The organism is Chryseobacterium sp. 3008163 (genome assembly GCF_003669035.1).
Taxonomy (GTDB): domain Bacteria; phylum Bacteroidota; class Bacteroidia; order Flavobacteriales; family Weeksellaceae; genus Chryseobacterium.
The window spans coordinates 342,388-366,119 of the sequence record NZ_CP033070.1 but is presented as its reverse complement, the minus strand read 5'-3'; the positions used below and the strand labels follow the sequence as shown (position 1 = coordinate 366,119).

The 23,732-nt window shown below is 34.4% G+C and carries 23 protein-coding genes and 1 pseudogene; 13 read left to right on the top strand and 11 right to left on the bottom strand.

The genetic code is table 11. The features are described 5' to 3' along the window. Positions 1 to 9: 9 nt before the first annotated feature. The 5 genes and pseudogenes from traN to EAG08_RS21230 all read left to right on the top strand — a co-directional run bounded on the left by traN (position 10) and on the right by EAG08_RS21230 (position 3,242). Positions 10 to 912: a conjugative transposon protein TraN gene (gene traN / locus EAG08_RS01530; RefSeq protein ID WP_129533915.1), complete on the top strand. Its 903-nt coding sequence runs from the start codon at positions 10 to 12 to the stop codon at positions 910 to 912. 1 nt (position 913) lies between these two features. Further along, complete coding sequence (locus tag EAG08_RS01525; protein WP_129533914.1) at positions 914 to 1,474, top strand: conjugal transfer protein TraO; 561 nt, start codon at positions 914 to 916, stop codon at positions 1,472 to 1,474. A 12-nt stretch (positions 1,475 to 1,486) separates the two neighbouring features. Next, complete coding sequence (locus tag EAG08_RS01520) at positions 1,487 to 1,927, top strand: TraQ conjugal transfer family protein (RefSeq protein ID WP_129533913.1); 441 nt, start codon at positions 1,487 to 1,489, stop codon at positions 1,925 to 1,927. Between the two features lie 133 nt (positions 1,928 to 2,060). Continuing rightward, positions 2,061 to 3,049, top strand: a pseudogene (locus EAG08_RS01515) (DNA adenine methylase). Between the two features lie 25 nt (positions 3,050 to 3,074). Continuing rightward, entirely contained in the window at positions 3,075 to 3,242 is a 168-nt protein-coding gene (locus tag EAG08_RS21230) for a hypothetical protein (protein ID WP_164998504.1), read from the top strand. Positions 3,243 to 3,314: 72 nt separating this feature from the next. Here EAG08_RS21230 and EAG08_RS01510 read toward each other — a convergent pair whose 3' ends face one another. From EAG08_RS01510 to EAG08_RS01475, 8 genes are read right to left on the bottom strand one after another with little or no spacing between them, the layout of a single operon-like run. After that, positions 3,315 to 4,112 carry a PRTRC system ThiF family protein gene (locus EAG08_RS01510; RefSeq protein WP_129533912.1) on the bottom strand — a complete coding sequence of 266 codons (798 nt, stop codon included), beginning with the start codon at positions 4,110 to 4,112 and terminating at the stop codon, positions 3,315 to 3,317. After that, entirely contained in the window at positions 4,109 to 4,825 is a 717-nt protein-coding gene (locus EAG08_RS01505) for a PRTRC system protein B (protein WP_129533911.1), read from the bottom strand. Before EAG08_RS01505 ends, EAG08_RS01510 begins: the two co-directional genes overlap by 4 nt. 10 nt (positions 4,826 to 4,835) lie before the next feature. Continuing rightward, entirely contained in the window at positions 4,836 to 6,008 is a 1,173-nt protein-coding gene (locus EAG08_RS01500) for a hypothetical protein (RefSeq protein ID WP_129533910.1), read from the bottom strand. Between the two features lie 13 nt (positions 6,009 to 6,021). Next, positions 6,022 to 6,240 carry a PRTRC system protein C gene (locus EAG08_RS01495; protein ID WP_129533909.1) on the bottom strand — a complete coding sequence of 73 codons (219 nt, stop codon included), beginning with the start codon at positions 6,238 to 6,240 and terminating at the stop codon, positions 6,022 to 6,024. Between the two features lie 18 nt (positions 6,241 to 6,258). Next, positions 6,259 to 6,726, bottom strand: a complete 468-nt coding sequence (locus EAG08_RS01490; RefSeq protein ID WP_129533908.1) for a prtrc system protein e — start codon at positions 6,724 to 6,726, stop codon at positions 6,259 to 6,261. Positions 6,727 to 6,765: 39 nt separating this feature from the next. Next, positions 6,766 to 7,176 (bottom strand): hypothetical protein, encoded by a 411-nt coding sequence (locus EAG08_RS21675; RefSeq protein ID WP_228446711.1) that lies wholly within the window; start codon positions 7,174 to 7,176, stop codon positions 6,766 to 6,768. A gap of 49 nt (positions 7,177 to 7,225) precedes the next feature. Next, a complete protein-coding gene (locus tag EAG08_RS01480) occupies positions 7,226 to 8,299 on the bottom strand; it encodes a DUF932 domain-containing protein (RefSeq protein WP_129533907.1) in 1,074 nt (357 codons plus the stop codon). A 41-nt stretch (positions 8,300 to 8,340) separates the two neighbouring features. Then, the gene (locus tag EAG08_RS01475; RefSeq protein WP_129533906.1) at positions 8,341 to 8,793 is read right to left on the bottom strand and encodes a single-stranded DNA-binding protein; all 453 of its coding nucleotides are present in this window, start codon (positions 8,791 to 8,793) and stop codon (positions 8,341 to 8,343) included. Positions 8,794 to 9,192: 399 nt separating this feature from the next. Here EAG08_RS01475 and EAG08_RS01470 point away from each other — a divergent pair, with 399 nt between their 5' ends. The 6 genes from EAG08_RS01470 (at position 9,193) to EAG08_RS01445 (ending at position 15,074) form a co-directional block, all read left to right on the top strand. Beyond that, the gene (locus tag EAG08_RS01470; RefSeq protein WP_129533905.1) at positions 9,193 to 9,867 is read left to right on the top strand and encodes a DNA-processing protein DprA; all 675 of its coding nucleotides are present in this window, start codon (positions 9,193 to 9,195) and stop codon (positions 9,865 to 9,867) included. Next, entirely contained in the window at positions 9,857 to 10,465 is a 609-nt protein-coding gene (locus tag EAG08_RS01465) for a phosphoribosyltransferase (protein ID WP_129533904.1), read from the top strand. Before EAG08_RS01470 ends, EAG08_RS01465 begins: the two co-directional genes overlap by 11 nt. A 109-nt stretch (positions 10,466 to 10,574) precedes the next feature. After that, positions 10,575 to 10,850, top strand: a complete 276-nt coding sequence (locus tag EAG08_RS01460) for an SMEK domain-containing protein (protein ID WP_129533903.1) — start codon at positions 10,575 to 10,577, stop codon at positions 10,848 to 10,850. Between the two features lie 194 nt (positions 10,851 to 11,044). Further along, positions 11,045 to 12,064 carry an ATP-binding protein gene (locus tag EAG08_RS01455; RefSeq protein ID WP_129533902.1) on the top strand — a complete coding sequence of 340 codons (1,020 nt, stop codon included), beginning with the start codon at positions 11,045 to 11,047 and terminating at the stop codon, positions 12,062 to 12,064. Continuing rightward, positions 12,034 to 13,665, top strand: coding sequence for a hypothetical protein (locus EAG08_RS01450; RefSeq protein ID WP_129533901.1), 1,632 nt, complete (start codon positions 12,034 to 12,036; stop codon positions 13,663 to 13,665). Before EAG08_RS01455 ends, EAG08_RS01450 begins: the two co-directional genes overlap by 31 nt. Before the next feature lie 179 nt (positions 13,666 to 13,844). Continuing rightward, positions 13,845 to 15,074, top strand: coding sequence for a hypothetical protein (locus EAG08_RS01445; protein WP_129533900.1), 1,230 nt, complete (start codon positions 13,845 to 13,847; stop codon positions 15,072 to 15,074). A 37-nt stretch (positions 15,075 to 15,111) separates the two neighbouring features. Here EAG08_RS01445 and EAG08_RS01440 read toward each other — a convergent pair whose 3' ends face one another. The 3 genes from EAG08_RS01440 to EAG08_RS01430 all read right to left on the bottom strand — a co-directional run bounded on the left by EAG08_RS01440 (position 15,112) and on the right by EAG08_RS01430 (position 19,583). Next, positions 15,112 to 16,881: an AAA family ATPase gene (locus tag EAG08_RS01440; RefSeq protein WP_129533899.1), complete on the bottom strand. Its 1,770-nt coding sequence runs from the start codon at positions 16,879 to 16,881 to the stop codon at positions 15,112 to 15,114. 75 nt (positions 16,882 to 16,956) lie between these two features. Beyond that, positions 16,957 to 18,924, bottom strand: a complete 1,968-nt coding sequence (locus EAG08_RS01435) for a DUF4365 domain-containing protein (RefSeq protein ID WP_129533898.1) — start codon at positions 18,922 to 18,924, stop codon at positions 16,957 to 16,959. A gap of 59 nt (positions 18,925 to 18,983) precedes the next feature. Beyond that, positions 18,984 to 19,583, bottom strand: coding sequence for a hypothetical protein (locus EAG08_RS01430; RefSeq protein WP_129533897.1), 600 nt, complete (start codon positions 19,581 to 19,583; stop codon positions 18,984 to 18,986). 237 nt (positions 19,584 to 19,820) lie between these two features. On the opposite strand from EAG08_RS01430, the gene EAG08_RS01425 reads away from it, so the two are divergent. Then, positions 19,821 to 21,638: an ATP-dependent nuclease gene (locus EAG08_RS01425; protein ID WP_129533896.1), complete on the top strand. Its 1,818-nt coding sequence runs from the start codon at positions 19,821 to 19,823 to the stop codon at positions 21,636 to 21,638. Further along, complete coding sequence (locus EAG08_RS01420) at positions 21,628 to 23,700, top strand: UvrD-helicase domain-containing protein (RefSeq protein ID WP_164998503.1); 2,073 nt, start codon at positions 21,628 to 21,630, stop codon at positions 23,698 to 23,700. The genes EAG08_RS01425 and EAG08_RS01420 overlap by 11 nt, the downstream gene beginning before the upstream one ends. Positions 23,701 to 23,732: the final 32 nt, after the last annotated feature.

Below are 23,732 nucleotides of genomic sequence, written 5' to 3'. Positions count from 1 at the left end.
AAATAGAAAATGAACACAAAAAGAAACCAATATCTATTGATAATTCTGTTTCTGCTCTCGGTGGGCAGAACATTTGCCCAGGACTCTGTATTGACATTTCTTCCGTTAGAAGAAGCAAGATTGGAATCCTACAAAATGCAGGTGACGTACAATAAAACCTCACATCTGCTGTTTCCGTCACCCATTCGCTATGTGGATCTTGGCAGTGATCTGCTGATCGCCAGTAAAGCAGAACCCATCGGAAATGTACTTCGAATCAAGTCTGCGGTCAGGGATTTTGAGGAGGAAACTAATTTTTCGGTGATCACCGAAGACGGAAAGTTTTACAACTTCGATGTGTATTACAGTTCATATCCTGATGTACTTAGCTATGATCTTTTAAAGCAGCAAAGAAGCATGGAACAGCAGTATTCTACGGATGTCTTATTTGAAGATCTTAAGGGAAGTTCGTCTTCCCTGACGGAACTGATTATGGAAAACCTTTATAAAAAAAGCAATAGAACCATTAATCACATTGCTTCCAAAAGTTATGGGATCCAATTTTCAGTCCGGGCATTGCACGTTAATGACAATAAATTCTATTTCACCTTACAGGTTAAAAACAGCAGCAATGTGTCGTTCGATATCGATCTGGTCAATTTCAAAATTGTCGACAAGAAGAATTTGAAAAGAACGGTGGTTCAGGATAAACTTCTACAACCAGTTCGCATCCACGTTCCAACGATGACAGCCAGCCAACATTCCGATATTTCAGGGGTTTATTTGTTGGATCAGTTTACACTTTTGAAAGATCAGGTATTGGAAATTGAAATTCTGGAAAAGAATGGGGGAAGGTATCAGAAGGTTCAGCTTGACAATAAAGACCTGATTCAAGCAAGGCTGATCACTGGTTTAAACATTAAAACAAAGTAAAATGAACAAGATATTTTTAACATCTGCATTACTGCTTACAGTAAGTATTAACGTGTTTGCCCAGCAGATGATCCCTAAACAGAAGGGATTAGAATTGACCTATTCAGTATTTCCACAATCTCCTGAAAAGCAGAATTATGCTTTAAGCGCAGGACTTATTTCTTATGCTAAGAATGGTCATTTTCTGTTCTGGCTGGCTGAATACAGCAGAAAGTATGATGAGTATGTCCATTACGATATCCCGATTGATACTTATTTATTTAATGGCGGTTACAGTCTCCATCTATGGGGAGATCTTTTGCGAAATGTCAATTTCAATCTGGGTATTGGCGGGCTCGCGGGTTATGAGCAGTTCAATGAGGGTACTGAAATGCTCTACGACGGCTCGATCCTTAATTCGACCGGGAATTTCATTTATGGTGCAAATGGAAAACTTTCCTTAGAAAGTTACCTGACGGAACATTTGGTCTTTTTGGTCAATGGGCAGTTGCGTTATCTGCTAAACAGCCAGCTTGGTCAATTTCACACCTTGTTTGGTTTTGGATTGCGATTTAATTTTTAAAAAATTCATACAATGAAAAATGTAATCAACAAAAAGATCTTGCAGCTATGTAAGTATTCAATGGCAATTTTATTCATTAGTTTTATACTTAATTCTTGTCAGGATAATGATATGGAAATTCAGCAGGACTTTCCGTTCGAGGTTGAAATTATGCCTGTACCTTCAGAGATCGCGGAAAATGAAACAGTAGAAATTCGTATCTCGCTCCTGACTTCTTCAAACTTTAATGGGACTACGTACCGAATTCGTTATTTTCAATATGAGGGAACCGGAAAACTACAATATTTCAGTGACCCACCTTATTTAAATAATGATGAATATGATCTACTTCAAAAACAATTCAGACTTTATTACACCTCCCAAGCTTCTGAATCCCATCAGTTCAGTATTTGGATCAGGGATAGTTTTGGAAATGAAAGAAGAATAGATTTTGAATTTGACAACGCATCATAAAAATGTCTAACCTTATTCTAACGGCTTGGTTTAAACCAAGCCGTTTTTATATGACGACATTCAAAGCAAAATCAAGACATTACCATACAAAATAAAGCCTCATCCCCATTATACAGGAGATTGCAAATAAAAAATGAATTATTTGGGATCTAAGATAAGATTGTCTGGTTTTATTTACAACGAAGTTTCAAATATAACAGGGCAAAACCTTGGCGACTGCAGCTTTTGCGATCTGTTTGCAGGAACCGGTGTAGTCGGAAACCTTTTCCATAACAAGGTGAAAAGTATCATCTATAATGACAGAGAGTATTACAGTTATGTCCTTAACAGCGCATTTTACTGTGGTATAAGTCAAGAGCAATATCTTACAATGCTTGTCGACCTAAATCGTTTGGAAGGTGTTGAAGGATTTATATTTGAGGAATATTCAGATTCTGGATCTGCCGGTCGGTTGTACTTCACTGCCAATAATGGGAAGAAAATAGATGCCATAAGGATGGATATTGAACGACGATTTCAAAGTTCTGAGATAGATCAAGATTTCTATATTTTGCTGATAGCGACACTTCTTGTCGCCTTAGATAGAATTGCCAATACGGCATCCGTCTATTGTGCATTTCTAAAGAAACTGAAGAAAACGGCACTCTGCGATATTGAACTTTTACCTATAAAGAGGGCTTTAAAAAAGGTGAAATATAAAGTATACAGGAAAGACAGCAACGTTTTGATAAAAACCTTAAAGGGGACATCCTTTATTTGGACCCGCCATATAATGGAAGAGAATATGGCTCGTATTATCATCTGCTGAATACCATCTCATTATATGATACCCAATTCCAACCAAAAGGGATAACAGGATCAAGAAGCTATGAGACCTCACGATTTTGTCTTAAAAAAAAGGCAGAAAAAGCACTTTTTGAACTCATAGAGCAGGCTGACTATAAGTACATATTTCTCAGCTATAACAATGAAGGTTTTATACCGTCTTCCCATATCAAAGAGATGATGACAGGCTTAGGTTGCTATCAATGTTCATCGGTGAAATACCCGAAGTTTAAAAGTCATAGAAATAGTTCCAGGTCATATACCGAAGAGTACTTACATTGTTTAATCAAAGATTAAATGAGATTGACCGCAACTTTTTTGAATGGCGTTGGCGTTGGTCATCGTTATTCAAATGGGTTGCTTCATTGATGTGAAAAAAGATGCTTTCGACCTTGGAAGAAATGATCTTTTTTCGTCTGCCGCAGAAAGACACATAGAACAGCCCCACAACTTTTTTGAACAGGCAGAGATAGGGAAGGTATTCAAATAGGTTGTGTCCGATATGAGCGCAAAAAGACCTTTCCGAACTTTGGTTGGAATGGTCTTTTTGCCCGATTTTTTATCAGGCGATTTTAATGGGTTGCGTATTCAAATCTTTCAGATTGTGAAAGAATCCCCTGTACGGAGTGAAGCCATATCTAAATAAATTCCAAAGCAGACTGCATCCCATTTGTGCCAAGGACGCATTGATGAATAGATCCTGTTTTTGCAAAGCTTCTGCCAACGAACAACTTGGCGTATGGTCTTCCTCTTCGGACTTTTTTAGCAGTTCCCCGAATTCATCCGTTATGAAAGGCAGATTTTCTACAGTTTCGTATTTTTCAGACTTTGGTTGACGGATATTTCCGATGGTCGAAAGGATGACCTGCCCTTTATCTTTGGTATTTCCGAAATCCAGCCAATATTTAAGGCTTGAATTGTGATGTCTTTTGTGTTTCAAAATATCGGCAATTTCAAAACGTGCTGATACATTATCTACACAGGAAATATAAATATTCGATTCTGTATTATCGGGGTAATAATCCTCTCTTTCCCAAGCAAATTTTTTGGTTTCCGCTTTCCAGTTTGTCCCTGCCCAACGGTTACATCGGTTGATAAGTGCGACTGACTTATGCAGTCCTGTTTCAGATTCTGCAAAACGCTGTCTTCCCAAGTTGGCTGAAGTGATGATGTCATCATCCCAAAGACGAACCTGCAGACCAGGGTGTTCCATTGCAGTAAGACTGTGATTCATCTCCATCAAGGCGGTCAACACTTTAGAGCCTGTTCCACCTGCACCAATTACATTGACTGTGACAGGGTTGGTAGGGTTGATCAGATAGTTATCTGTAAAATGCACTTTTAATTTTTCAGTAGTCATGAGAGTAGGTCTTTAAGGGTTTTATTGGTTCTCTTTAATAACTTCTTTGGAAAAGGGTTTCCTGTATCAATTAGTTCTTTCCATAGATTTACGCAGTTGCCTTTTATCGGATTGTGACCGTTCATCAGATGGCTGAAATAGCTGTTGAAAAAATACTTTTCCCAAGCCTCTGTAAATTCCTCAATCGATGCAGAATTTTTGATATTGACATCTACCGTTCCCATACAGACAGTTCCGCTGTCGTAGACGTTGAAGAACGGTGCGTGATAAAGTACTGTTTTTTCTGTCGGTCTTCTGTCAGAAGCCAAGGCAAAAATTACCAGATTCTGTTTATTCGCAGACCAAAGCAAAGGAGGAACTTGTGCGATACCATTGGAAATGCCTAGCGTTTCAGAAAAGAAAAGGTCTACTTTCTGACCTTTGGTGTACCAGATGACAGAGCCGTCTTTACTCGGGTCGATATGCAGTATATTTTCTGAAAGGATATTTTGAGGTTTTAAAAATTCTCTGCTTTTTTTGGTTTCGATATTCAGGGCTTTAGATAAAAATTTTGCTTCACGAATGGTCAATGGGTGCGCATTGATGGGATTTCCGTCTTTGTCAATATCAAAATGTTCTACATAAATATCTTTGATCCTATCAGTTGTCTGATAAAATACCAATGCTGACGTGGGATGATATAGTTTTCCAAAGTCTTGTATTATATTTTCCATTGTTTAAGATTTAAAATTCGTTCATTAGGTCAATGAGATCTTTGATCAGATCAAATATCTGATGTTCAAATTCGAGATTGTTTTGCCTGACATTCGAGCCGTTAAAATGTTTAATGATCACAGGTTCCTCCATTTGTCCGTACTCCTGTAATTCGTTATTGACACTTTGAAAAAGTTGATCAAACAAACATCCTTTGGCATCTGCACAGAAAGAAATATATTGACCCATTGTGACCATATTTTCACAGTTTTCGTCATCCTCTTCATCATTGTTAGTGTCATTCGAACAGGCTTGCGCGTTTCTGAAAATATTTGAATTTGGAAAATTGACGAATAGATCAATTGCTGTTTTTGCCACCTTCAAACATTTGCCATCGAAATGGTCTTTAGCTTTGAATTGCTGTAAGCGGTTTTCAAAATGTTGCAAGTTTAGAGGGTTATAAATTTTCTTTTCCATACAGTTGCCGACCCATTCTGCGTATTTTGTTTCGGCTAGGAATCTTAGAGAATCTTCTGTTTCATCATCTTCGGTAGCCCATTGCTCCAACATATCGTACATCCAATACAGATAACTTGCTTCCTGCCTATAATAAGGAATATCAACAATATGATATAAGTAACTGTACACTGAAAGTAAGAGTTGGAAAGCTTTTTTATACTTTTTTTCCTTTGACAATCGATACAGAGGCATAACAGGAATGTAATATAAAGTTGCTTCTGTATTGTATCTTTCCTCACTTGTGAAATAGACCTTTGCTTTATCTCTTATCAGTCGTATTTCTTCCCAATCCCTTGTCTTATTTTTTAGCTGTTGCTGTAGATCGTGGACTGCCAAAGCCATATTGTAAGGATATCCATATTGTTGGGATGGTTTCGGATCGATCAGATAATGTTTTGCGAGGTCTGAAAGGGATTGATAAAAATCCCTTTCCAGTCGTTTAAATTTCTTACAACCCTGTAAAGTTTCATTGTCTTTCAACTTGGGAAGAAACGAACATGTCAAAAAAGCATTGGAAGCATCGGCACAGGTACTGATTTCCTCTGGTCTTTTCTGATCTCTCCTGCATCCTTGGGATGTTTCATCCACTCTGCGAATTCTCTCAACTGTCGGTGCAGTTGCTTCTGCTTGGGTTGCTGTGGGATTTTGATCGTTCCCGAGATGATATGTCGTTGCATGATCCATAGCGTTTTTTTAATTAACCTTTAGTACCCATGATGCTTTCAAAGGTGTATTGTAGCGTATCTTCACGAATGAGGGGTGCTGATACTTTTGCGGTGGTAAGAATGGGGTAGGTATTGGCGTAGAAATTCATCACGGCTTCAACACTCCATTTAGGTTCGGGGTCACTGAGTTTTATTTCCTGTCCTTTGTCCACGATGATAAAAACCCTTTCCAATTCGGTTGCGAGTAACATAGATGTTGATTTTTAAGGTTATGAAGTAAATAAGTTAGGCGCAAATTCTTTTTCGTAGGCTTCCTGTTTCTCCAATATTTCTCTGGAAAATTCGGGATAATCGGAAGCCTTTGGCAAGGCTGACCATGCATCCTTGAATTTGGATTCTTTTTCAAAATCTTCTGCTTTTTTCATAGCATCTTTATATTTTTTCTCTCTTTCTTCCTTGGCTTTACTTTCCTTGTCAGCGTTTTGTTTTTCCATTGCAGAATGTTTTTTCGCTTCTTCCAATTGCACCATAAAAGCGTCCATATTGACCATAAGGTATGATGCAGACTGTATCGGTTGGGCAATGTTTTCAAAAAATCTATTGTCCAGATCTTCAGCAGTTCCCCGAAGATTTAAGGGCGGGATCCTGTTTTTCGCATCGTCTGCGCAACCATTATTTTGGAGCAGTACGGAAACGATCCAATTGTTATCTGTCCCTTTTTGAATGGCTATATTCAAGTTGCCTGTAAAGTCAAGTTGCGTTACAAGGCTGAAAAATTAGTGTTCATTTTGTTTGTTTTTTAAAATTGATCTCTTAGAATTTCTATCGTAATTGATCTTGTAACCATTGGAATGAACAATGGTTTCAAGTGAATTTCTTGCCGTTCTCAAATCTTCGTCATCTGGGCGGGTCATCTTTAGTAGATGAAGCTTTTCAAACTCTTTGATGATGTTTCCTATGATGCACAAAGCTTTGTATTCAGTCTTTTTGATAGGATGCTCATTTTGATATTTTTTTAGAAATAATAATTTGTTGTACACATCAGTCCAATAGGCTTTTTGCCTTGCGTCGAAGTCTGCGAAGTTTTTATCTTCGTGTTCGTAATCTTTTAGATTTTCAGCCTGTTGAATGGCTTTTTCCAAATCGGTTACCTCAATACTTCTTCCGTGTAGATCCTTGATGTTCATAAAATGATTTTTTAAAAGTAACCGCCGTTAAAGGCGGTTACCTGAGTGATTAATTCAGAGTGAAAACAGCATGTCCGTCTTTCGCAAATCCTGTACACAACTCAAAAGCTTTTTGAGATTTCAGTTGTGCAGTTCCGCCCAATACAATGGATTGAAGTTTGGCTTCGTTATCCTTGTAATTTCTGACATTCTGAAAGTAACCTGTTACCGCATTGTAAGTACCAAACAAAGTTCCCTTGGTCGTTTCCATTTGTTGGGTGTCGCTCATCATCGCATAGGCAAAAGCATCATCAACGGTGTTTTTAAATAGCGTTGACAGATCGTCAAAATTTCCTTTCTGCAAGTGCTGTAAAGTTTCTTTATTGGGACAAAGTGCCAATTGGATCAGCTTCTTCATTTCATCATCACCGACTTTTATTTTTGCCCAATGATTAAACGTGTTTTCCAATTCAGTACTCAATTTACTCGCTAATCCCATCACTTTGTGTGCGTCTTCCAAACGTTGTTTTGCGCCTGCGGTGTGTCTTATTCGTACCACATTGCTCATATTTCGCAATGATGCATTCAAGGTGTTTTGACAGACTATTCGGACGGGTGTAAATGCGGCGGTAATGCTGCCGCTTCCATCGTGGGAGGTGGTAAGGAAAATGTATTTTTCTGTAATATCGTCACCGTTGCCAACACGGATATAGTCGGGTAATTTGGCGGTAATAAAAATGCGTTCTCCATTTCCCAAAGCTCCTGCGGTCTCGTATAAAATTCCTTTTCCACCCCCTACAATGGAATCAAAAAATGAAAAAGCTTCACGGTTTTGTACGATATGGTAATCTTTTCCCACGACACCTAAAACGGTGTTGTTATCCGTTCGGATATTGGCAAAATAGTTCGGGACTTCCAATTCTGAATCGATCATTTCTATTCCGTTGGTACTTTCGATGATTTCTGCACCTTTTGTGAAAATGGGAGATTTTTCGACCTCGTAGTCAAGTCCTGCAAATTTGATGGCTTCTTCACTTGTCGGGTATTCCTCTACGACCTGCCCCAAGTTGTGCCATGCTTTTTCCTTTACGCTGAAAAATGAATATTTTCCTGTTCTGTTGTTGAAATTTAAATTATGTGCCATGATGTTAATATTTAATTGTTAGAGAATTCTGTTTGATGATTTTAAAATGGTAGGTCATCATCCTTTTCGCTATCTATGGATTTAGAATTAGAATTAGAATTAGAATTAGAATTAGAATTAGAATTAGAATTAGAAATTTCCTTCTTAGCTGTTTTGTTCGACTCAGTAGAGATGTTTTCGGTTCTTTTACCACCGCCGTGAACCTTGATCTGTGAGGTGTGGAAATTCAGACCTGCATGGGGTTCTCCGTCTTTTCCTAACCATGCAGAGGTGTAGGCTCTTCCGCTTAATTCTACCAAAGTCCCTTTTGTTAAAAAGTCTGCGACTTTTGGAGAGATCCAATAGGCACATTCAAAATAGGTGGTCTGTTCGATTCGTTCGCCCTGTTTGTTGCGATAATTGTCATTCGTAGCAATTGAAAAATTAACTACCTGTTTTTCATTTGGCAAGTTGCGCACTTCCGCATCCCTTGTCAGTCTTCCGATAATGTTCATAATCGTAGGTTTTTAAAGATTGTACATTTTGATTTGTTCTCAATCTCTTCTCCGTACTTTCTCTTAAAGCCCTTTGGGCTTCGCTGAATATTTTTCAAAAGAAAAACCGGAAAAAAGAAAGCAGATAATCTTAGCGGGCAAAGGCGAAAGCCAAAAGGAAACGGAATAATTGGAGGGTACCTTCAGGGAGGAAACCGTTTATGCCGTAGTCTTTTGGCTGGGTGAAGAAATGGATGACCGATATACCTTAGCTGCCTTTTTACCGGTTTATTCTGAAAAAGATCAGTTGTATATAATATTTATTAATTCTCCTTGATGGTTGGTTTTAGTGTTTTTCGATTTGTATTTTACACACTAAATACACTATATTTACATTATTCATTTAAATCTTGAAGACCTATGCAGATCAGTGCTTTTAACGAATACTACGATAAGCTGACCACCGTTGAGAAAAAGAACAGTCCCAAAGAGTTGTTTTACAAAGGGGATTTTTCGTTATTGGAAAATGGAAGAAGGGTAGCGGTCGTTGGTTCCAGGAAGGTTTCTGAACTGGGTATAAGAAGAGCAAGAAAGATAGCGAAGCTCTTGGTTCAAAATGACATTACTGTGGTCAGCGGCTTAGCAGAAGGTGTCGACTCAATCGCACATAAAACTGCCATTGAATTTCAAGGTCACACCGTAGGTGTTATCGGGACACCCCTTGATAAATATTTCCCTGCTGAAAATAAAGACCTTCAGGATTTCATTGCTGAAAATCATTTGCTGATCTCGCAGTTCCCAGAAAACTATCCCGTAACATCAAAAAGTTTCCCTATCAGAAACCGCACAATGGCGTTGATCAGTGATGCAACGATCATCATTGAGGCGAGTGAGAAAAGCGGAACAAAACATCAGGGTTGGGAGGCATTAAGATTAGGAAGACAGTTGTTCATTATGGAAAATGTCCTTAACGATAAAATTTCATGGGCAGAAGAAATGCTAAGTTATGGTGCACAGGTACTGACCAATGATAACTTTGAATTTCTGATCGAAAGCATTCCCTATTTAACAACAAAGAAAGAGTATGTCTTTTGAGTTTCTTACTTTTCTGGCCTATTCTCCAAGAGGTAAGTCCGAGATAGAAATTTCTTCAAGAACAGTTGCCGGATCCTGTAAAAACGGAGATGTAAGCTTCAGTACGAGATTAAGCCAGAGAATAAAAGAAGCAAATCTATCAGAATTTTTTGCAAATTCAGCTTTAGTTCCGGTACCAAGAAGTACACCTTTAGTAGATGGCGCTGTTTTTCCGGCGAAGATCATCTGTGAGACGCTTGCCAGCAATGGAGTGGGAGAGAATGTAGCTGATTGTCTGATGCGCAAGTATGCAATTCCCAAATCAAGTGGGCAATTTCATGCAGACACCAGAAATACGGTGCAGGCACATCAAGAAAGCTTAATAGTAGATCCAGTACTGTTCAGCGAACCCACCATTATTATAGTCGATGATATTCTAACTTTAGGCAGAACATCGATGGCATCAGCATTAGAACTACAAAAAGTTTATCCTGATAAGGAGATCAAAATATTCTGCGCCATAAGAACGAGAAGTTGGAAAGATCTGGAGAAAATTATTGATATAAGTAGAGGAAGGATATATCTTACGACAAATGGAGCAGTACAACTCCCAGATTAAATATTCTTTCAGCATTTTTTATTAACTCGCTTGAAAGCGAACTACTACCATTAACCCTTTAACTAAGCACAGAGGTAGTTGAAGTTTTTGATGCTTGACCCACTATAATATGAGTTCACCAGCGTATTTTCATAATATTAAAACCTATCTATTCAATTTTGCGGATGAGTTAGGATACTCAAATTCAGTTGGATTAGGTGATTTAAATATATTTGCAGAGAATTTGAGTAAAAATTTGCTCAATGAGATTTTTGGATGGGAACTTATTAACGCCAATGAGAAAAAAAGAAATCAACGTAGTTATGATTTAGTTTCTGAATCAAGGGGTATTTATATACAAGTTACAGCAGACAAAAATCACAAAAAAAATATAATGATAGTGTAACAGCATTTAAGGAAATAGGTATCTGTGCTAATCACTTCATAGTATTTTTTATTAGTAAAAAAGTAAATGCAAATCTTCTTGAACAAAAAACATTAGATGGAGTTATCTATGAGGCATACGATCTTTCTAAATTTTTGGACGTTATACTATATCGATGTACAGAACCGAAAAAATTAAGATTAATCAACGATATTTTGGCAGATTGGAATCATCCCCAACTTTATAATTCAATATCAAAATCAGATTTAAAAATACCCTTTCAAAAAGTAAATGAAGTAGAGAAGGGAATTTATATCCACAGAGCAGATCTAATCAAAACAGTATTTGATTTTGTACAAGAAAAAAATGGGCTTTTGGTGGGAGGTCCTGGATTTGGCAAAAGTTTCCTGCTTGAAGAGCTAAGCAGGTACTGTTCATCTAGGAGCATACCCTGTTTTATTATTAGAATAAATGATCTGACAGAAGGTACGAATGATGAAATAGGTGAAGAACTTAAAATTGATAAAGAATGGTTAACTATTTTGGCACGAATTGATGCCGGAAACGACAAGTCTATATTAATTTTTGATGCTTATGATACTGCCAAAGATGAAAAATTAAAAAGCAATATAATAAGAGCTATAAAAAAATCTATTGTTGAATTATCCAATACCTGGCGGATAGTAGTAAGTGTAAGAACTTATGACGCTATAAAATCAAGAAAACTTCTTGAACTCTTTCCAACTGATAATATCAATAATCAAGTTTCTTGCAGGAATTTTCAAATACCTGCGCTCACTGAGCAAGAGGTCGAAGAAGCTTTCGATCTTCTGCCTGGATTTGAAAGCATTTATCAAAAAAGTAATATCGAATTAAAAAAATTATTGAAGACTCCTTATTTTCTCAATATGTTTTATTACGTATTGATTGGAAAAAAAGGAAATTTCAGCGCATTCAATAGTATAGAAAGTGAAGAACAGTTGTTAAATGTATTTTGGATAAGTTCAATTGAAGATAGCTTCGAAAAAGGATTGTTTTTACGAAATCTGACATTAAAACTTGCAGAAAGTGGAAGTCTATCATATGATAAGTTTCAGATATTAGAAGAGAACCATAAGAATGTCTTTAATGACCTTATAAGTTCTGGAATTTTAGAGGAAGTAAGTGTGATGAAAAAAAGATTTCGTTTACTCATAACATATTGTTGGATTTTGCCATTTCTAAATATTTGTTAAAAGAGGACATAAACGAGCAAGTAAATTATGTTGCGAACAATGAAAAAATGCCCTTTATTTTTAGGCAGAGTTTTATTTATTTCTATACAAAGTTATATAAGGAACACAATTATTTATTTTGGGATCACTATTTTAAAATCGTGCAGGAAGAAAGCCCCTTGTTTAGACTGCTGCATCAGACCACATTGATTTATGTACTAGTGAATTGTTACAGTTCTGTCGAAGATTTAAATATTATTTTTCAGGAAACTGACATTGATAAGAAAGGGCAGATCGTGAAAAAATTACTTGAAGGTATTAGATTTTTAAATAGGGGAAATATCAGAGAGAAGGATGTAGACTTATTGTTAAAAGTTTCTACGTGTTTACATGTGACAAACGTATGGGAGGTAAATTCTCTGATTACCATCAGTATTGAACAATATTTTTTAAGCGAACAATTAAACGTTATTAAAAGCCTTTCAGATGCAAGTTGCAACTGCTTTGACTTTGTTTGGGAAAATAGGAAAGATGTTAATAGTAGGGATGTTTTAGATCATAATGGAGGTGTAAAAGCTATTGATAATATTATTAAAACTTTACCATTTAATATCGAAAAAGCTCAGAAGTTCTTTAATAATATCTTATCGCTTTTAAATGAAGAAGATTTTCCAATAGGTTACTTTTATCAATTGTCCGACAATATTGTGTTGATCTACAATCACGATAATGAATTAGCGACTAGCATTTATAAATCCCTTTATTTTCATACAGAGAGAAGTGAAAAAGGAACAAATCTTGGGAATGGAGTTGTTTTATCTCTAAGAAGTAACAGGAAACAAGACTATGGTATGGTTCATTATGCGCTTGAAGAAAAGTTTAAGGAATTTTTAAAATTGGATTTTGATTTCGCATTAGCACTAGGAATTGACATTTATAATGCAGTTAATGACCTGACTGCTAATAAATTATATCAGAAGGTCAATTTTGAAATCGGCAAATCTAAATTCGAAATTTGTTCTGATTATTCACGTTATGATTATGATAGTTCTAATGGTCCCTCATCGTACATTAATAAAATTTTAGATGAGATCGGTCAAAATCTCAACACTAAAAATACAATACGAAAAGGCATAGAACAGCTAAAAAGATTAATGCCGTTGATTAAACATGCAATGGTTTGGCGACGGGTATTTCAACTATTACGAAGATCTCCTGAAAAAACTAAATTGATTGCATTCCAATTATTGAGTAAAAGAGAAATTTATTTATTCGATGAACTGGTATATGAAGCAGGGGAGTTGATTACGGCAGTCTGGTTAAACTTAACTTATTTACAAAAAGAAAAGATAGAAAAAATCATATTATCATTACACTTAGATAATCCTTCCTCTATCATTGTTAGTAGAATTATTCAATTGATTAACTGTATTCCTACTGGACAAACAACGACCAAGGCAGCAGAAGAAATTCTTGCCGACAATATGAAAGTCCCTAATGAACCGATGGTTTATGAGGGTAATATTCTTGCAGATGTATCATACTCTTCCCGAGAAGAAAAAGCAAAATGGTCTGGATTCAATGTTGATGACAAAGATGATGATGTATTGTACAAAAAATAGAAGACATTGAATCATTTACTAATTTTTATAATAACAGTACAGAGCTTCCTAGTAAGTCAAAGGTTATTAGGATTGCAAAGCAAATAGAAGATTTGTATTCAGTATGTAATAAGTGGAGTGGTAACAGGAAAACAAGTACAGAGTTAGAGATAGCGCGCTTTCTGAATATTTTTTCCAAATTGGGAAAGCAATTAACTATAAAGCAGAAATTTATAATCAAGAAAATCGCGTTACAGTATGTGCGAGATATAAATTATCTTACAAAAGATTATGAATCTGGTGAATTAAACCAGACTGTTAGAGGCTATGGTCCTAATGCTAAGAATGTATCAGTCTTAACATTACTCCGATTAATGAGTGCTTTTAAAGATAAGGAAATTGAGGATTGGGTTATTTTGTTAATGTCAGATAATGAACAAATTGTCAGGTATCATGCTTTAAAAGGGCTTAAATATTTTTGGAATCAAAGAAAGACTGAGTATTGGAATATTATTAAGAATAGATGTATTGTCGAAACTGACGGAATGTGCTTCAACGAAATTCTTTTAGCTGTTTATCCGCATGAGATTATAATTAATGACAAGGAAAATGTTGAAGATTTTTGTTTATCAGTAATGGAAAGGTTGAATGCTTACAAAACTAAAATAGCACCAGAAATATGGAAAGTTTTAGTAGTTATTATTTTAAAATTAATAATTTATGAGGATAGTTCCGAAGCCAAAGCCATAGTCTATTCAAATATAAATGTTAATGATTTTTGCCGTAGTTTAATTTTTGAGATTACGAAAGTAATTGACCCCTATCGTGAGAATAATGACTACATTGAAGAACCAGAAAAATATAAAGGATTAATCATCATTCTTCTGGACTTAGTAAAAATTAGGTACGAAAAAATGCGTATTAAAAATTTAGATCAGGATTCTAAGTACGATGACTTTAAAATTATTGATCATTTAATCCAGCAATTATACTATACAGTATGTCATGGCAAAGTATCTAATAAAGATAGATCTATTTCCGCAAATCATAAATTGGCATTTTACAAAAAAATTAAACCTTTGATAAGTTGTATTGTTGAGCAGTCTGTTATTTTGCACAATGGATATATGGTTGCTCATACAGGATATTATTTTATACAAATGCTAAATGACTTATTTGAACTGGATCCCGAAGATATTCTAGATTTTTCTAATAAAATTGTATTGTGTTCATCCAAGTCAGGCTTTACTTCTGATCGTACAACATTAGGTGAGATTATCAAATTAACAGAATTGATAATTACTGATTACAAGGAAATTTTATACAAAAAAAATAATTTTAGTAACTTAATTTCTATCTTAGATCATTTCTCCAATTCAGGTTGGCAGGAAGCTATGGAAATGACCTGGAGATTAAAGGAAGCTTTTTAAAAGGACACGACTTAAAAAAATTACGATTAAAATAGCTTCAAGTATTAAAGGCATTATTAATATCAATCTTTCTACAATTGCAAGTATTCTCCTTATTGACCCAGCTTTCACAATTTTGGCAGAACGTAAGTAAATAAAAGTCATTAACTAAAGTGGAAAACTCACGAATGTCACTATTGCTCAGTGATATAGCCCAGTCATTATAATGTGCACCTAATAGATTTCTGATGTGTAGAAGTTTGTCAATTTTAACAACATGATTACACAAAGACGTTTTCTTGAAATACTTTACCAGTCCCGGCCACAGGTCTCCAAGATTATACTTGTCATCTTTTTTCCTCTGAATACTTAAGTTAAGATTCATGCTATGAATATTACTCATAAATTCTAGAAAAAGACCTGTTTGAGAAGCTATAATTTGGGTGTCCTTAGTTTCAATCGCTTTAACCAGACTTGAGTTTTGAAAATTGTGTGATTGCTCATAAATTTGAAGTCCATTTTGGAAATCCCACCTAAATATTTCAAGCTCTTTGAAACGATGACTATTCCTTCGAAAAGAACTTCTCAATTGATTTAACCAAAGTCTATCGTGGGTTGTTATGATAAACTGCCAATCTTTAAACGAATTTAGAAGATACTCCATAAAATTGATTCTTATCACAGAATCAACACTTTGAAGTACATCATCAAGAATGATCAATTTTGATTGTCCATACTTGTTTGATTCTTTAATGATTGACGTATAGAGTAATAGAATAAGAAGGTCAAGATTTGCTTCGCTGAATATTTTATTGGGAAATGTTTTTACTCCATTCTTCAGTGTAACTTCTAATTCAAAGGAAACATCAGTCTGTTCACCCATTTTAACAGAAATTTCTTTAACAAAATCCGAGTTTGTTATTTCCAAAAAGGAGGTTGTTAGCTCTAATGAAGCTTCTTCCAAAAATCTTCTGGTTTCCTCTTTTCGCCTTTCAGAAGATGGTGAGTTAAGTTTTTTCATGCGACCAAGCTGATTATTTAGTGTAATAATCTCTTGATTTATTATTAGCAATTTGTCAGATACGGTAATTGCTACTTCATTAACTCCCTTTAAATGACCCATCTCTTTTAGTGAGCGATATTGCTGCTTCGATACTCCATTTCTAATCTTCTCCTTGATAAATTGGTCAAAGACGGTTCCCATAATTGGAATTTCTTCAACAGGTATCTTTAATATATCGCTAAGCTTCTCCCTAAGTTCCTTTCGTTTGTTTTTGAGTTCAAGCCTCTCACTTGAAAGTTCACTGATAAGATTATTATCAACTAGATCATTTTCTTCTTCAGTTTTATCAATTGGAAATTTTGTTCTATAGATGAAAGTCCAGAATATGACCTGTTTTTTCTCTGATGGTGTCAGAGAATAGGTGATGATGTCGTTTCTACGTAGCGCTATAGGTGCTATATTAAAATATTTGTTAAGTGGGTTTGTGCTTCTTGAATAAATATGTTTATCCTTTTCAATGTCAAAATCAACAAGAATATCTCTAGAATTAGAACTGTCGTCTTCAAAATGTAAAATCGTTTTACTACCTTCAAGAATATTATTTCTAAAATTAGTTACTGAGGGTCTAAATTCATTATTTAGAGAGTCACTACGTTCAAGTTTTCCCTGGAGGTTAAATTCTATAGCGTCGATGATTGATGATTTCCCAGTTCCATTATCTCCAAAAATAATGGTAGATATAGGTCTGCCTTTTTTTGAAAAATCAATGCATAATTGGTTGCTTATCCCACGAAATCCATCAATCTCTATCCTTTTTATTTTCATTGATTTTTTAAGCTGTATATTAATAAAAAAATATTTAAATTGCTGCTTCAGAGCATATTATTAATTTCCAAACTACTAATTTCTGAACATTAATTCCGTCTTTCTGAATTCATTTTCATACAACTCTTCTCGAATTCTGTAAACATTTCTAAGGTTCTCTATACCTTGATATTCATTGTGTCCATTTAGAGGTCCTTCCTGCTCGATTTTAAGAACATAACAATTTAAAACAGGGATGTATTTTCCTAAAATATTTTTAATATTATCAATTAAGATTTCGTCGGTTATTCTTAAGATTTTAAATATATCTTCTATTTGTTCTTTAGGGAACTGGAAATGCCCGATTGGAAAAAGGTTAATCGTTAATCTTGTCGGATCATATTTGTAGTTGAATTCTTTTTCACCTCTTTCAATTTCTGTTAGTCTAATTTCCAGATTAGCTATTTTATCGTTGTCCAACTCTATACTATTAGCCATAGTAATAATCTGATTCACAAAAGTGCCTCCATTTTTTATAAAGTCTATTTTTTTGTTAAAATCAAAATTGCCATATTGTTTTTTATAGTCATCTAACAATAATAGTACATTATTTATTCCTTCTCTATCCTCAATATTTTGGTAGTATTCCAATAAGAGTGTTATAGTACAAATTTCATTTTCAACATGGTTAATATTTTGAAAAAAATTCAAGGTGTCCATGATTTTCGCCTTGAGGTCGGTTAAAAATTTATCGAGGTAATTGGATTTTTGATTTCTCCTATAAATACTGTCAAAATGAATAACGAAAGTACAATACCTTAATGAACAAAAATGGACAGCAAAATTTGAACTTACGTTTTTGCTTTCAGATAATAAATCATGGAACTGTTGGCTGATCGAATTGAATTGAAGTTTAGCTTCATCTACATCATTACTTACTAGCATCATAATTAATCTATAAATTAACTGCTGTGATTTATAATAATTAAATTCAATTTTTGCCAATAATTTTATATAAGATGAGGCGCCTGCATTGTTAATAATTTGACTGATCTTATTTTCAAAATCATGACTTATGTAATCTATTGAATTATTCATTTCAACCATACTTTCTTTTGCTTCTTCTAAGAGCTTATGCATAAACATATGGCTGTTGGAAGGAAAAGAATTTGTAATGTTTTGATATTCATCTTCAGTAATTACATTAAATATTCTTTGTAGACCATAATAAAAAAACCTTAAATAATCCTGCAAATACGGTTCAATTCTATCGATATCCCGATAGGCATCTTTTAAAAAGTCCAACGATCTTAAAAACTCACCAGAATAATAAAAGGAAACGCCTACCGCTAAAGAGTATTTAGCTGATCGATTACGAATTGAGGTCGTTTGATTATGCAAATTTATAACATCATTCCATCTGCATTGATCTATCAATAAAAGGCCAACATCTTCAATCTTACCAACTATTTCAGAGTCACTTACAACATTGGTGTCTAAATCAATTATTATTTTATCTTTTTTTTCAAGATATCCAAAATTTTCCGCAAAAGCAGCTTGTATACGCCGTATCATTTGACCTTCTGATAATGCAATATTATAGATAGATGTAATGGATGAAAAATCTAACTTTTCGCTAAATCTTATTGTATGATTCGGTTGATCCTGCCATTTTGGATTTTTGATATTCAGATCGTGGATTACTTTTTTGAGGTCAGTGTAATATATGTTTTTTTCTGCTTCAATGTAAAATGCATAAAAAGCTGGTTGTCCATTATTTAATAAATATTCAATATTGCTTGTTTCTATGTTTTTACTATATGAGCCATCGTGATTTTGTTTTGTGTTTTCAGTACTTTTTAATTGAAAATTGAAGCCAAATCCTGTAACGGTATTATTTATTTTTACTTCAAATCGGAAATCTATTCCATTATCAATAACTTCCTCTTTAACAACAAAACGTTCTACATCAAAAAGTGGTCTAAATTTATCCTTTGATATAATCTCTAATTGCTTATTTCTTGAATCTTTTGGTAAGTTTAAGTTGTTTATATCGTGGTTCATTGGTATTCTTACTAGTAAATTAATATTAAATCGATCATCTGTAGTTTCAATTAGAACCTTTACTCTAGAAATTTTTCAACAAATGCTTTATGTTCTTCAGTTCGCTGATTGCGTCTAGCAGCGACCGATTTTAATTCCTCAGAGAAGTCTTTTACAGGATTCCAGTCAATATATATTTTTTTCGTAATACCATACTTATCTGATAGTTTGTTAGATAGTTTATGAGCTATTAAACCAAATTGACAGTAGTAAAACCTTCTCTCATCAAACCAATCCTGATAATCCGGAGGGTATGCAATAATGTTAGTAGCACTAATCATGCGGTTGCCATCTTCAATTTCTGAGGGGAAGGATAGAAGTGCGAACATCAAATCAGGATCAATGCTTTTCCAGTCAACATCTTCGGGATACTTAGGAGAATCAGGGGGGCGAACTTGAGATTGAAGACATCCGTCAGCTGTCCTTTGTCCTTCACATAATCCTGTATCTTTCACAACTGCTGCGCAGTCTTCCATGTATTTGTCTAATATGCACACAATTCTGATTGCTAAATATCTGGCACTTTTTTCAGCTTCTTTTTTGCTAGTCCAATGGGATTGAAACCAAGAAATGGCTGATCCCACAAGAACTCCAATTAATCCAAAAATTGCTTCGGTCATCACTTTAATTTTGAATTACAAGATATGAAATAATTAGATTGAACTATAGAATTGAGTACTGATTTTATACTTTTATTTCTGAAATACAGGAAATATAATTTGGTAAATTTTAATCTACAATTAATATACAGTGGAGTCTAACTATGTTTTTAATCTTAATGAATTATCAGTGTCGAAAAAAAATATCTTAAGTTTATTTTTTTTTGTATTTTTTCAAAATAACCATAAAAACTTCTCATGTACATATCCGCTTTAAAGCTCTGGAACTTCAGAAAATATGGGAGTACAGACTTTGATCTTAGTTCTCCACATTTAACAGTACCTTTTAATAAGGGAATGAATATTTTGATTGGAGAAAATGACTCTGGAAAATCAGCGATTATTGATGCCATCAAGCTTGTAATAAAAACTCATGCTTATGAATGGATAAAAGTTGAAGAAAGTGATTTTTTTACTAGTGGAGATCAGATTTCACCGATTTTAAGAATAGAACTCGAGTTTTCTGGAATTACCAATGCTGAAGCATCTAATTTTACAGAGTGGTGTGGAACTCATGATGAAAAAATTGATGTTGGAGGAAGAGAAGAGGTGGTGAGAAGACCAAAGCTGAATTTGATTTACCAAGTGGAATATAAAGATGGACGCATATTTTCAGCGGATGTTAAAGCAGGAATGGATGGTGTTGGAAATACACTGACAGCCGAAGCAAAAGATTACCTGAAATGTACCTATCTAAAGGCTTTGAGAGATGCGGACAACGAGTTGGCTGCTAAGAAGAATTCCAGACTGTCCCAGATTTTGAAAGAGCATAAAGAATTTAAACATCGACAAGAAAATGGCCTACACGAATTTGAGGAACTGTTTGAAGGAACAAGTGATCAGATAAGAAATAAATTTAAAGACGAAGAACAGGGATATCATACGAATATAAAGAAAGTAGTTGATGATTTTATAGGCTCTTTTATAGATGACAGTTCAGAGTCTGTATTTGATTTCGGACCTACTAAGATCACCAATATTCTTGAAAAAATGTCCCTTGGTATCATTGATGCTAAAAACTTGGGACTTGGTACCATGAATCGTTTATTTATGGCTGCAGAATTACTTCACCTACGAAAAGCTGACTGGAATGGCTTAAAGCTTTGTATGATTGAAGAGTTGGAAGCCCATCTTCATCCTCAGGCACAATTGAAAATTATTAATCGATTAAAAAGGGAGGAGGGTATTCAGTATATTCTTACTAGTCATAGCCCAAATATTACCTCACAGGCAGATCTCAGGGAAATTATAATATGCAAGAATAATGATGTTTTTCCTTTAGGTGAAGGAAATACTAAACTGGATCGCAAAGATTATAAATATTTAGAGCGCTTTTTGGATGTGACTAAAAGCAACCTCTTCTTTTCTAGAGGAAATATTATTGTAGAAGGCTGGTCTGAAGAAATACTTCTTCCTACATTAGCTCTTAAATTAGGTATGGATCTAACAAAAAAAGAAATATCGATTATTAATGTTGCTTCTACCGCATATCTTCATTTTGCCAAAATATTTCTACGACAAGATGAAGGAAAAATGAAGGTCCCTGTTTCTATTATTACTGATTTTGATAATAGACCTGATGAATTTGGAGTTTTTAAATCCTTACTCAGAGAAAATCAGACGTTTAAAAATAAATTTTGTAATATCAATGCTTTAAAACGTGGATTGAAGTCTACTGATGTAAAATTAAATATAGCTCGAGAATGGACACTTGAATGGTGTTTATATAAATCTTGCTTAACTAATATTTTCAAGGAGGCGGTTTTACAGGTGCATAGTAAAACAGAAGATTTTAAAAAAGAGGATGGCGATTTTAAAGTTTCTTTTGAAGGAAAGTTTATAAAGAAATTATCTAAAGGGGATGGAACGTCGCCAATTGATAAAGTAGCGGTTATGAATGTTTTTGCTGAATTATTGGAAAAGGATACTATCGTTACAGCTGAACAAATTACTGAGGATAATTATTTATCTTACTTGGTGACAGCTGTAAAACATGTACATGATTATGAGAATTGATCCACGACACCTTAGAAAAGCAGAAGAGATATTCATAAATGGGGAAGAATTTGATGATGAAAGAAGAGAATTTATAAATCATATGAATACTGTTGATTTATTAGCAGTACCTGGAAGTGGTAAGACTACAGCTCTATTAGCAAAATTATATTGCTTGGCGAAAAATATGCCTCTCGAAGCAAATCAAGGAGTATTAGTGCTTTCGCATACGAATCATGCCATTGAAGAAATTGAGAAAGTTTTAAAACCATTATGTCCACAATTATTCACGTATCCTAATTTTGTCGGTACACTTCAAAGCTTTGCAAATAAATTCATAGCTAATCAAGCTTGTTTCGAACTATATGGTAGTTACATACATAAAAATGATGATGAAATGTATTTTTATGAGGTTGGACGTTTTTTTGGAAGTCTTGTTTATTCCGGAAAAGGTATACAACCATCTAATCTTAAAAATAAGCTTTTTGGTTTAGTTAATAGAGACTTTGTTGGTTCATCGAGAGAAAAGGAAAATAATATTCTAGATTTTTTGAAGAACTGCTCATATGATTTTGAAGGCAGAAAAATTAAAATCGGAAATACATCAAAACTGACATATTCTGGTGTTAACAGAAATTATTATCTGGAGTTGGAGAGTTGGAAATTAGGTCTTTTATCTCAAGGTATTCTTTCATATAAGGATAGTTTTGATATTTCAAAAAGATATCTTAGTCTTCCTGGCTCCATAGATTTAAAGGCTATATTGCAGCATAGGTTTAAATATGTTTTCATAGATGAAATGCAAGATCTTGATTTTGATCAAGTTCAATTGATAGAAAGTATTTTCTTTACAGAAGATTCTGGCACTGTAATTCAAAGAATTGGTGACCGAAATCAGGCAATTTATTCAACCAGTTCTTTGAACAGTGAAGTTGTCTGGCAAACTAGGAGTGAGATTTATCCAGAAAGATTTGAGTCAGATCTAAGCTTAAGTAACTCTCACAGATTGACTCCAATAATTGGTTCACTTGTGGACGGGTTTGTTTTAAATCGAAATGAAGGTTATAAAGTAGTCGGGTGTTCTAACCGTGATTCCATCGCTCCTCATCTTTTGATCTATGAGGATGAATCGGAAGCAGATAAACTTAAAGAGAAATATATTAGCCTAATAAAGCATTACGGTCTAGAGCAAGATCCCAAAAATGTTGAAAGAGGCTTTCACATCATTGCCTGGACAACGGACAAGGAAGAAGGCTCTGAAAAATGGCATTTAAGAAAACTGTTTCCGGAATATTCACGTGAAAGTAAGCAGAAAAAAGAAGATTTTGATTGTTTAAGAAAATATCTCTTTTTATTTGACCGGAATAAGAAGACTTTTGAGTCAGTTAGGAAATCGATTTTGAATGGAATAATTAGGATCTTACGAATTGAGAATATAAATTTATCTGAAGATCTTCCAAGGAAATTTCGTAAATCTACTTTTGTTCAGCTTATTAGAAGCAAGGGAAATGGATATTATGAGAATTTTAAAATTAGATTGTATGCCTGGTGTTATTCTATTGTCGTTGAAGAGGATTATGAGGTCGTATTTAATGATTATTCAAGTTTTATTGTTAATGACTTAGCAGACTTAATTCCAGGCTTTAGGATTATTAATTCTGGTGGATTTATTAACAAAGATTTCGATTTTAATAGTGCTGAAATTGTAGAGAATAATGATTTAGGTCAAAAGACAGATCTTCTAATTAAGTTAGGGTCTGTTCATTCGGTTAAGGGGCAGACACATTGTGCAACAATGTATGTTGAAACGGACTACCACACTTCTGAAATTGCTAAATTGACAGTTTTCGTCAAAGGAACTAGGAAAAGGCCAGATTTTATTGGTAAGAATCCGTTATTTTTTCAAGAACAGGATTTTTCACACTTAAACAAAGTAAGGTCAAATGAAACTTTAAAAATGATGTACGTGGGTTTCTCAAGGCCGACGGATCTACTCTGTTTTGCTGTCCGAAAAGAAAATGTAGAACATGATCTGGAGCTGTTTGCAGAGGCGGGGTGGAATATAGTTCCAGTTAGTGATTAAGTAAAGGTGAATCAAAGAAGGTCGTTTTCTTT

Coding starts and splice junctions, on each gene's coding strand:
- EAG08_RS01430 (WP_129533897.1), bottom strand. CDS start 19,583: ATGACCGAAGCAATTTTTGGATTAATTGGAGTTCTTGTGGGATCAGCC.
- EAG08_RS01500 (WP_129533910.1), bottom strand. CDS start 6,008: ATGGATCATGCAACGACATATCATCTCGGGAACGATCAAAATCCCACA.
- EAG08_RS01420 (WP_164998503.1), top strand. CDS start 21,628: ATGAGAATTGATCCACGACACCTTAGAAAAGCAGAAGAGATATTCATA.
- EAG08_RS01460 (WP_129533903.1), top strand. CDS start 10,575: ATGAGTTCACCAGCGTATTTTCATAATATTAAAACCTATCTATTCAAT.
- EAG08_RS01480 (WP_129533907.1), bottom strand. CDS start 8,299: ATGGCACATAATTTAAATTTCAACAACAGAACAGGAAAATATTCATTT.
- EAG08_RS01440 (WP_129533899.1), bottom strand. CDS start 16,881: ATGAAAATAAAAAGGATAGAGATTGATGGATTTCGTGGGATAAGCAAC.
- EAG08_RS01505 (WP_129533911.1), bottom strand. CDS start 4,825: ATGGAAAATATAATACAAGACTTTGGAAAACTATATCATCCCACGTCA.
- EAG08_RS01520 (WP_129533913.1), top strand. CDS start 1,487: ATGAAAAATGTAATCAACAAAAAGATCTTGCAGCTATGTAAGTATTCA.
- EAG08_RS21675 (WP_228446711.1), bottom strand. CDS start 7,176: ATGAACATCAAGGATCTACACGGAAGAAGTATTGAGGTAACCGATTTG.
- traN (WP_129533915.1), top strand. CDS start 10: ATGAACACAAAAAGAAACCAATATCTATTGATAATTCTGTTTCTGCTC.
- EAG08_RS01425 (WP_129533896.1), top strand. CDS start 19,821: ATGTACATATCCGCTTTAAAGCTCTGGAACTTCAGAAAATATGGGAGT.
- EAG08_RS01475 (WP_129533906.1), bottom strand. CDS start 8,793: ATGAACATTATCGGAAGACTGACAAGGGATGCGGAAGTGCGCAACTTG.
- EAG08_RS01435 (WP_129533898.1), bottom strand. CDS start 18,924: ATGAACCACGATATAAACAACTTAAACTTACCAAAAGATTCAAGAAAT.
- EAG08_RS01510 (WP_129533912.1), bottom strand. CDS start 4,112: ATGACTACTGAAAAATTAAAAGTGCATTTTACAGATAACTATCTGATC.
- EAG08_RS01465 (WP_129533904.1), top strand. CDS start 9,857: ATGTCTTTTGAGTTTCTTACTTTTCTGGCCTATTCTCCAAGAGGTAAG.
- EAG08_RS21230 (WP_164998504.1), top strand. CDS start 3,075: ATGGCGTTGGCGTTGGTCATCGTTATTCAAATGGGTTGCTTCATTGAT.
- EAG08_RS01470 (WP_129533905.1), top strand. CDS start 9,193: ATGCAGATCAGTGCTTTTAACGAATACTACGATAAGCTGACCACCGTT.
- EAG08_RS01525 (WP_129533914.1), top strand. CDS start 914: ATGAACAAGATATTTTTAACATCTGCATTACTGCTTACAGTAAGTATT.
- EAG08_RS01495 (WP_129533909.1), bottom strand. CDS start 6,240: ATGTTACTCGCAACCGAATTGGAAAGGGTTTTTATCATCGTGGACAAA.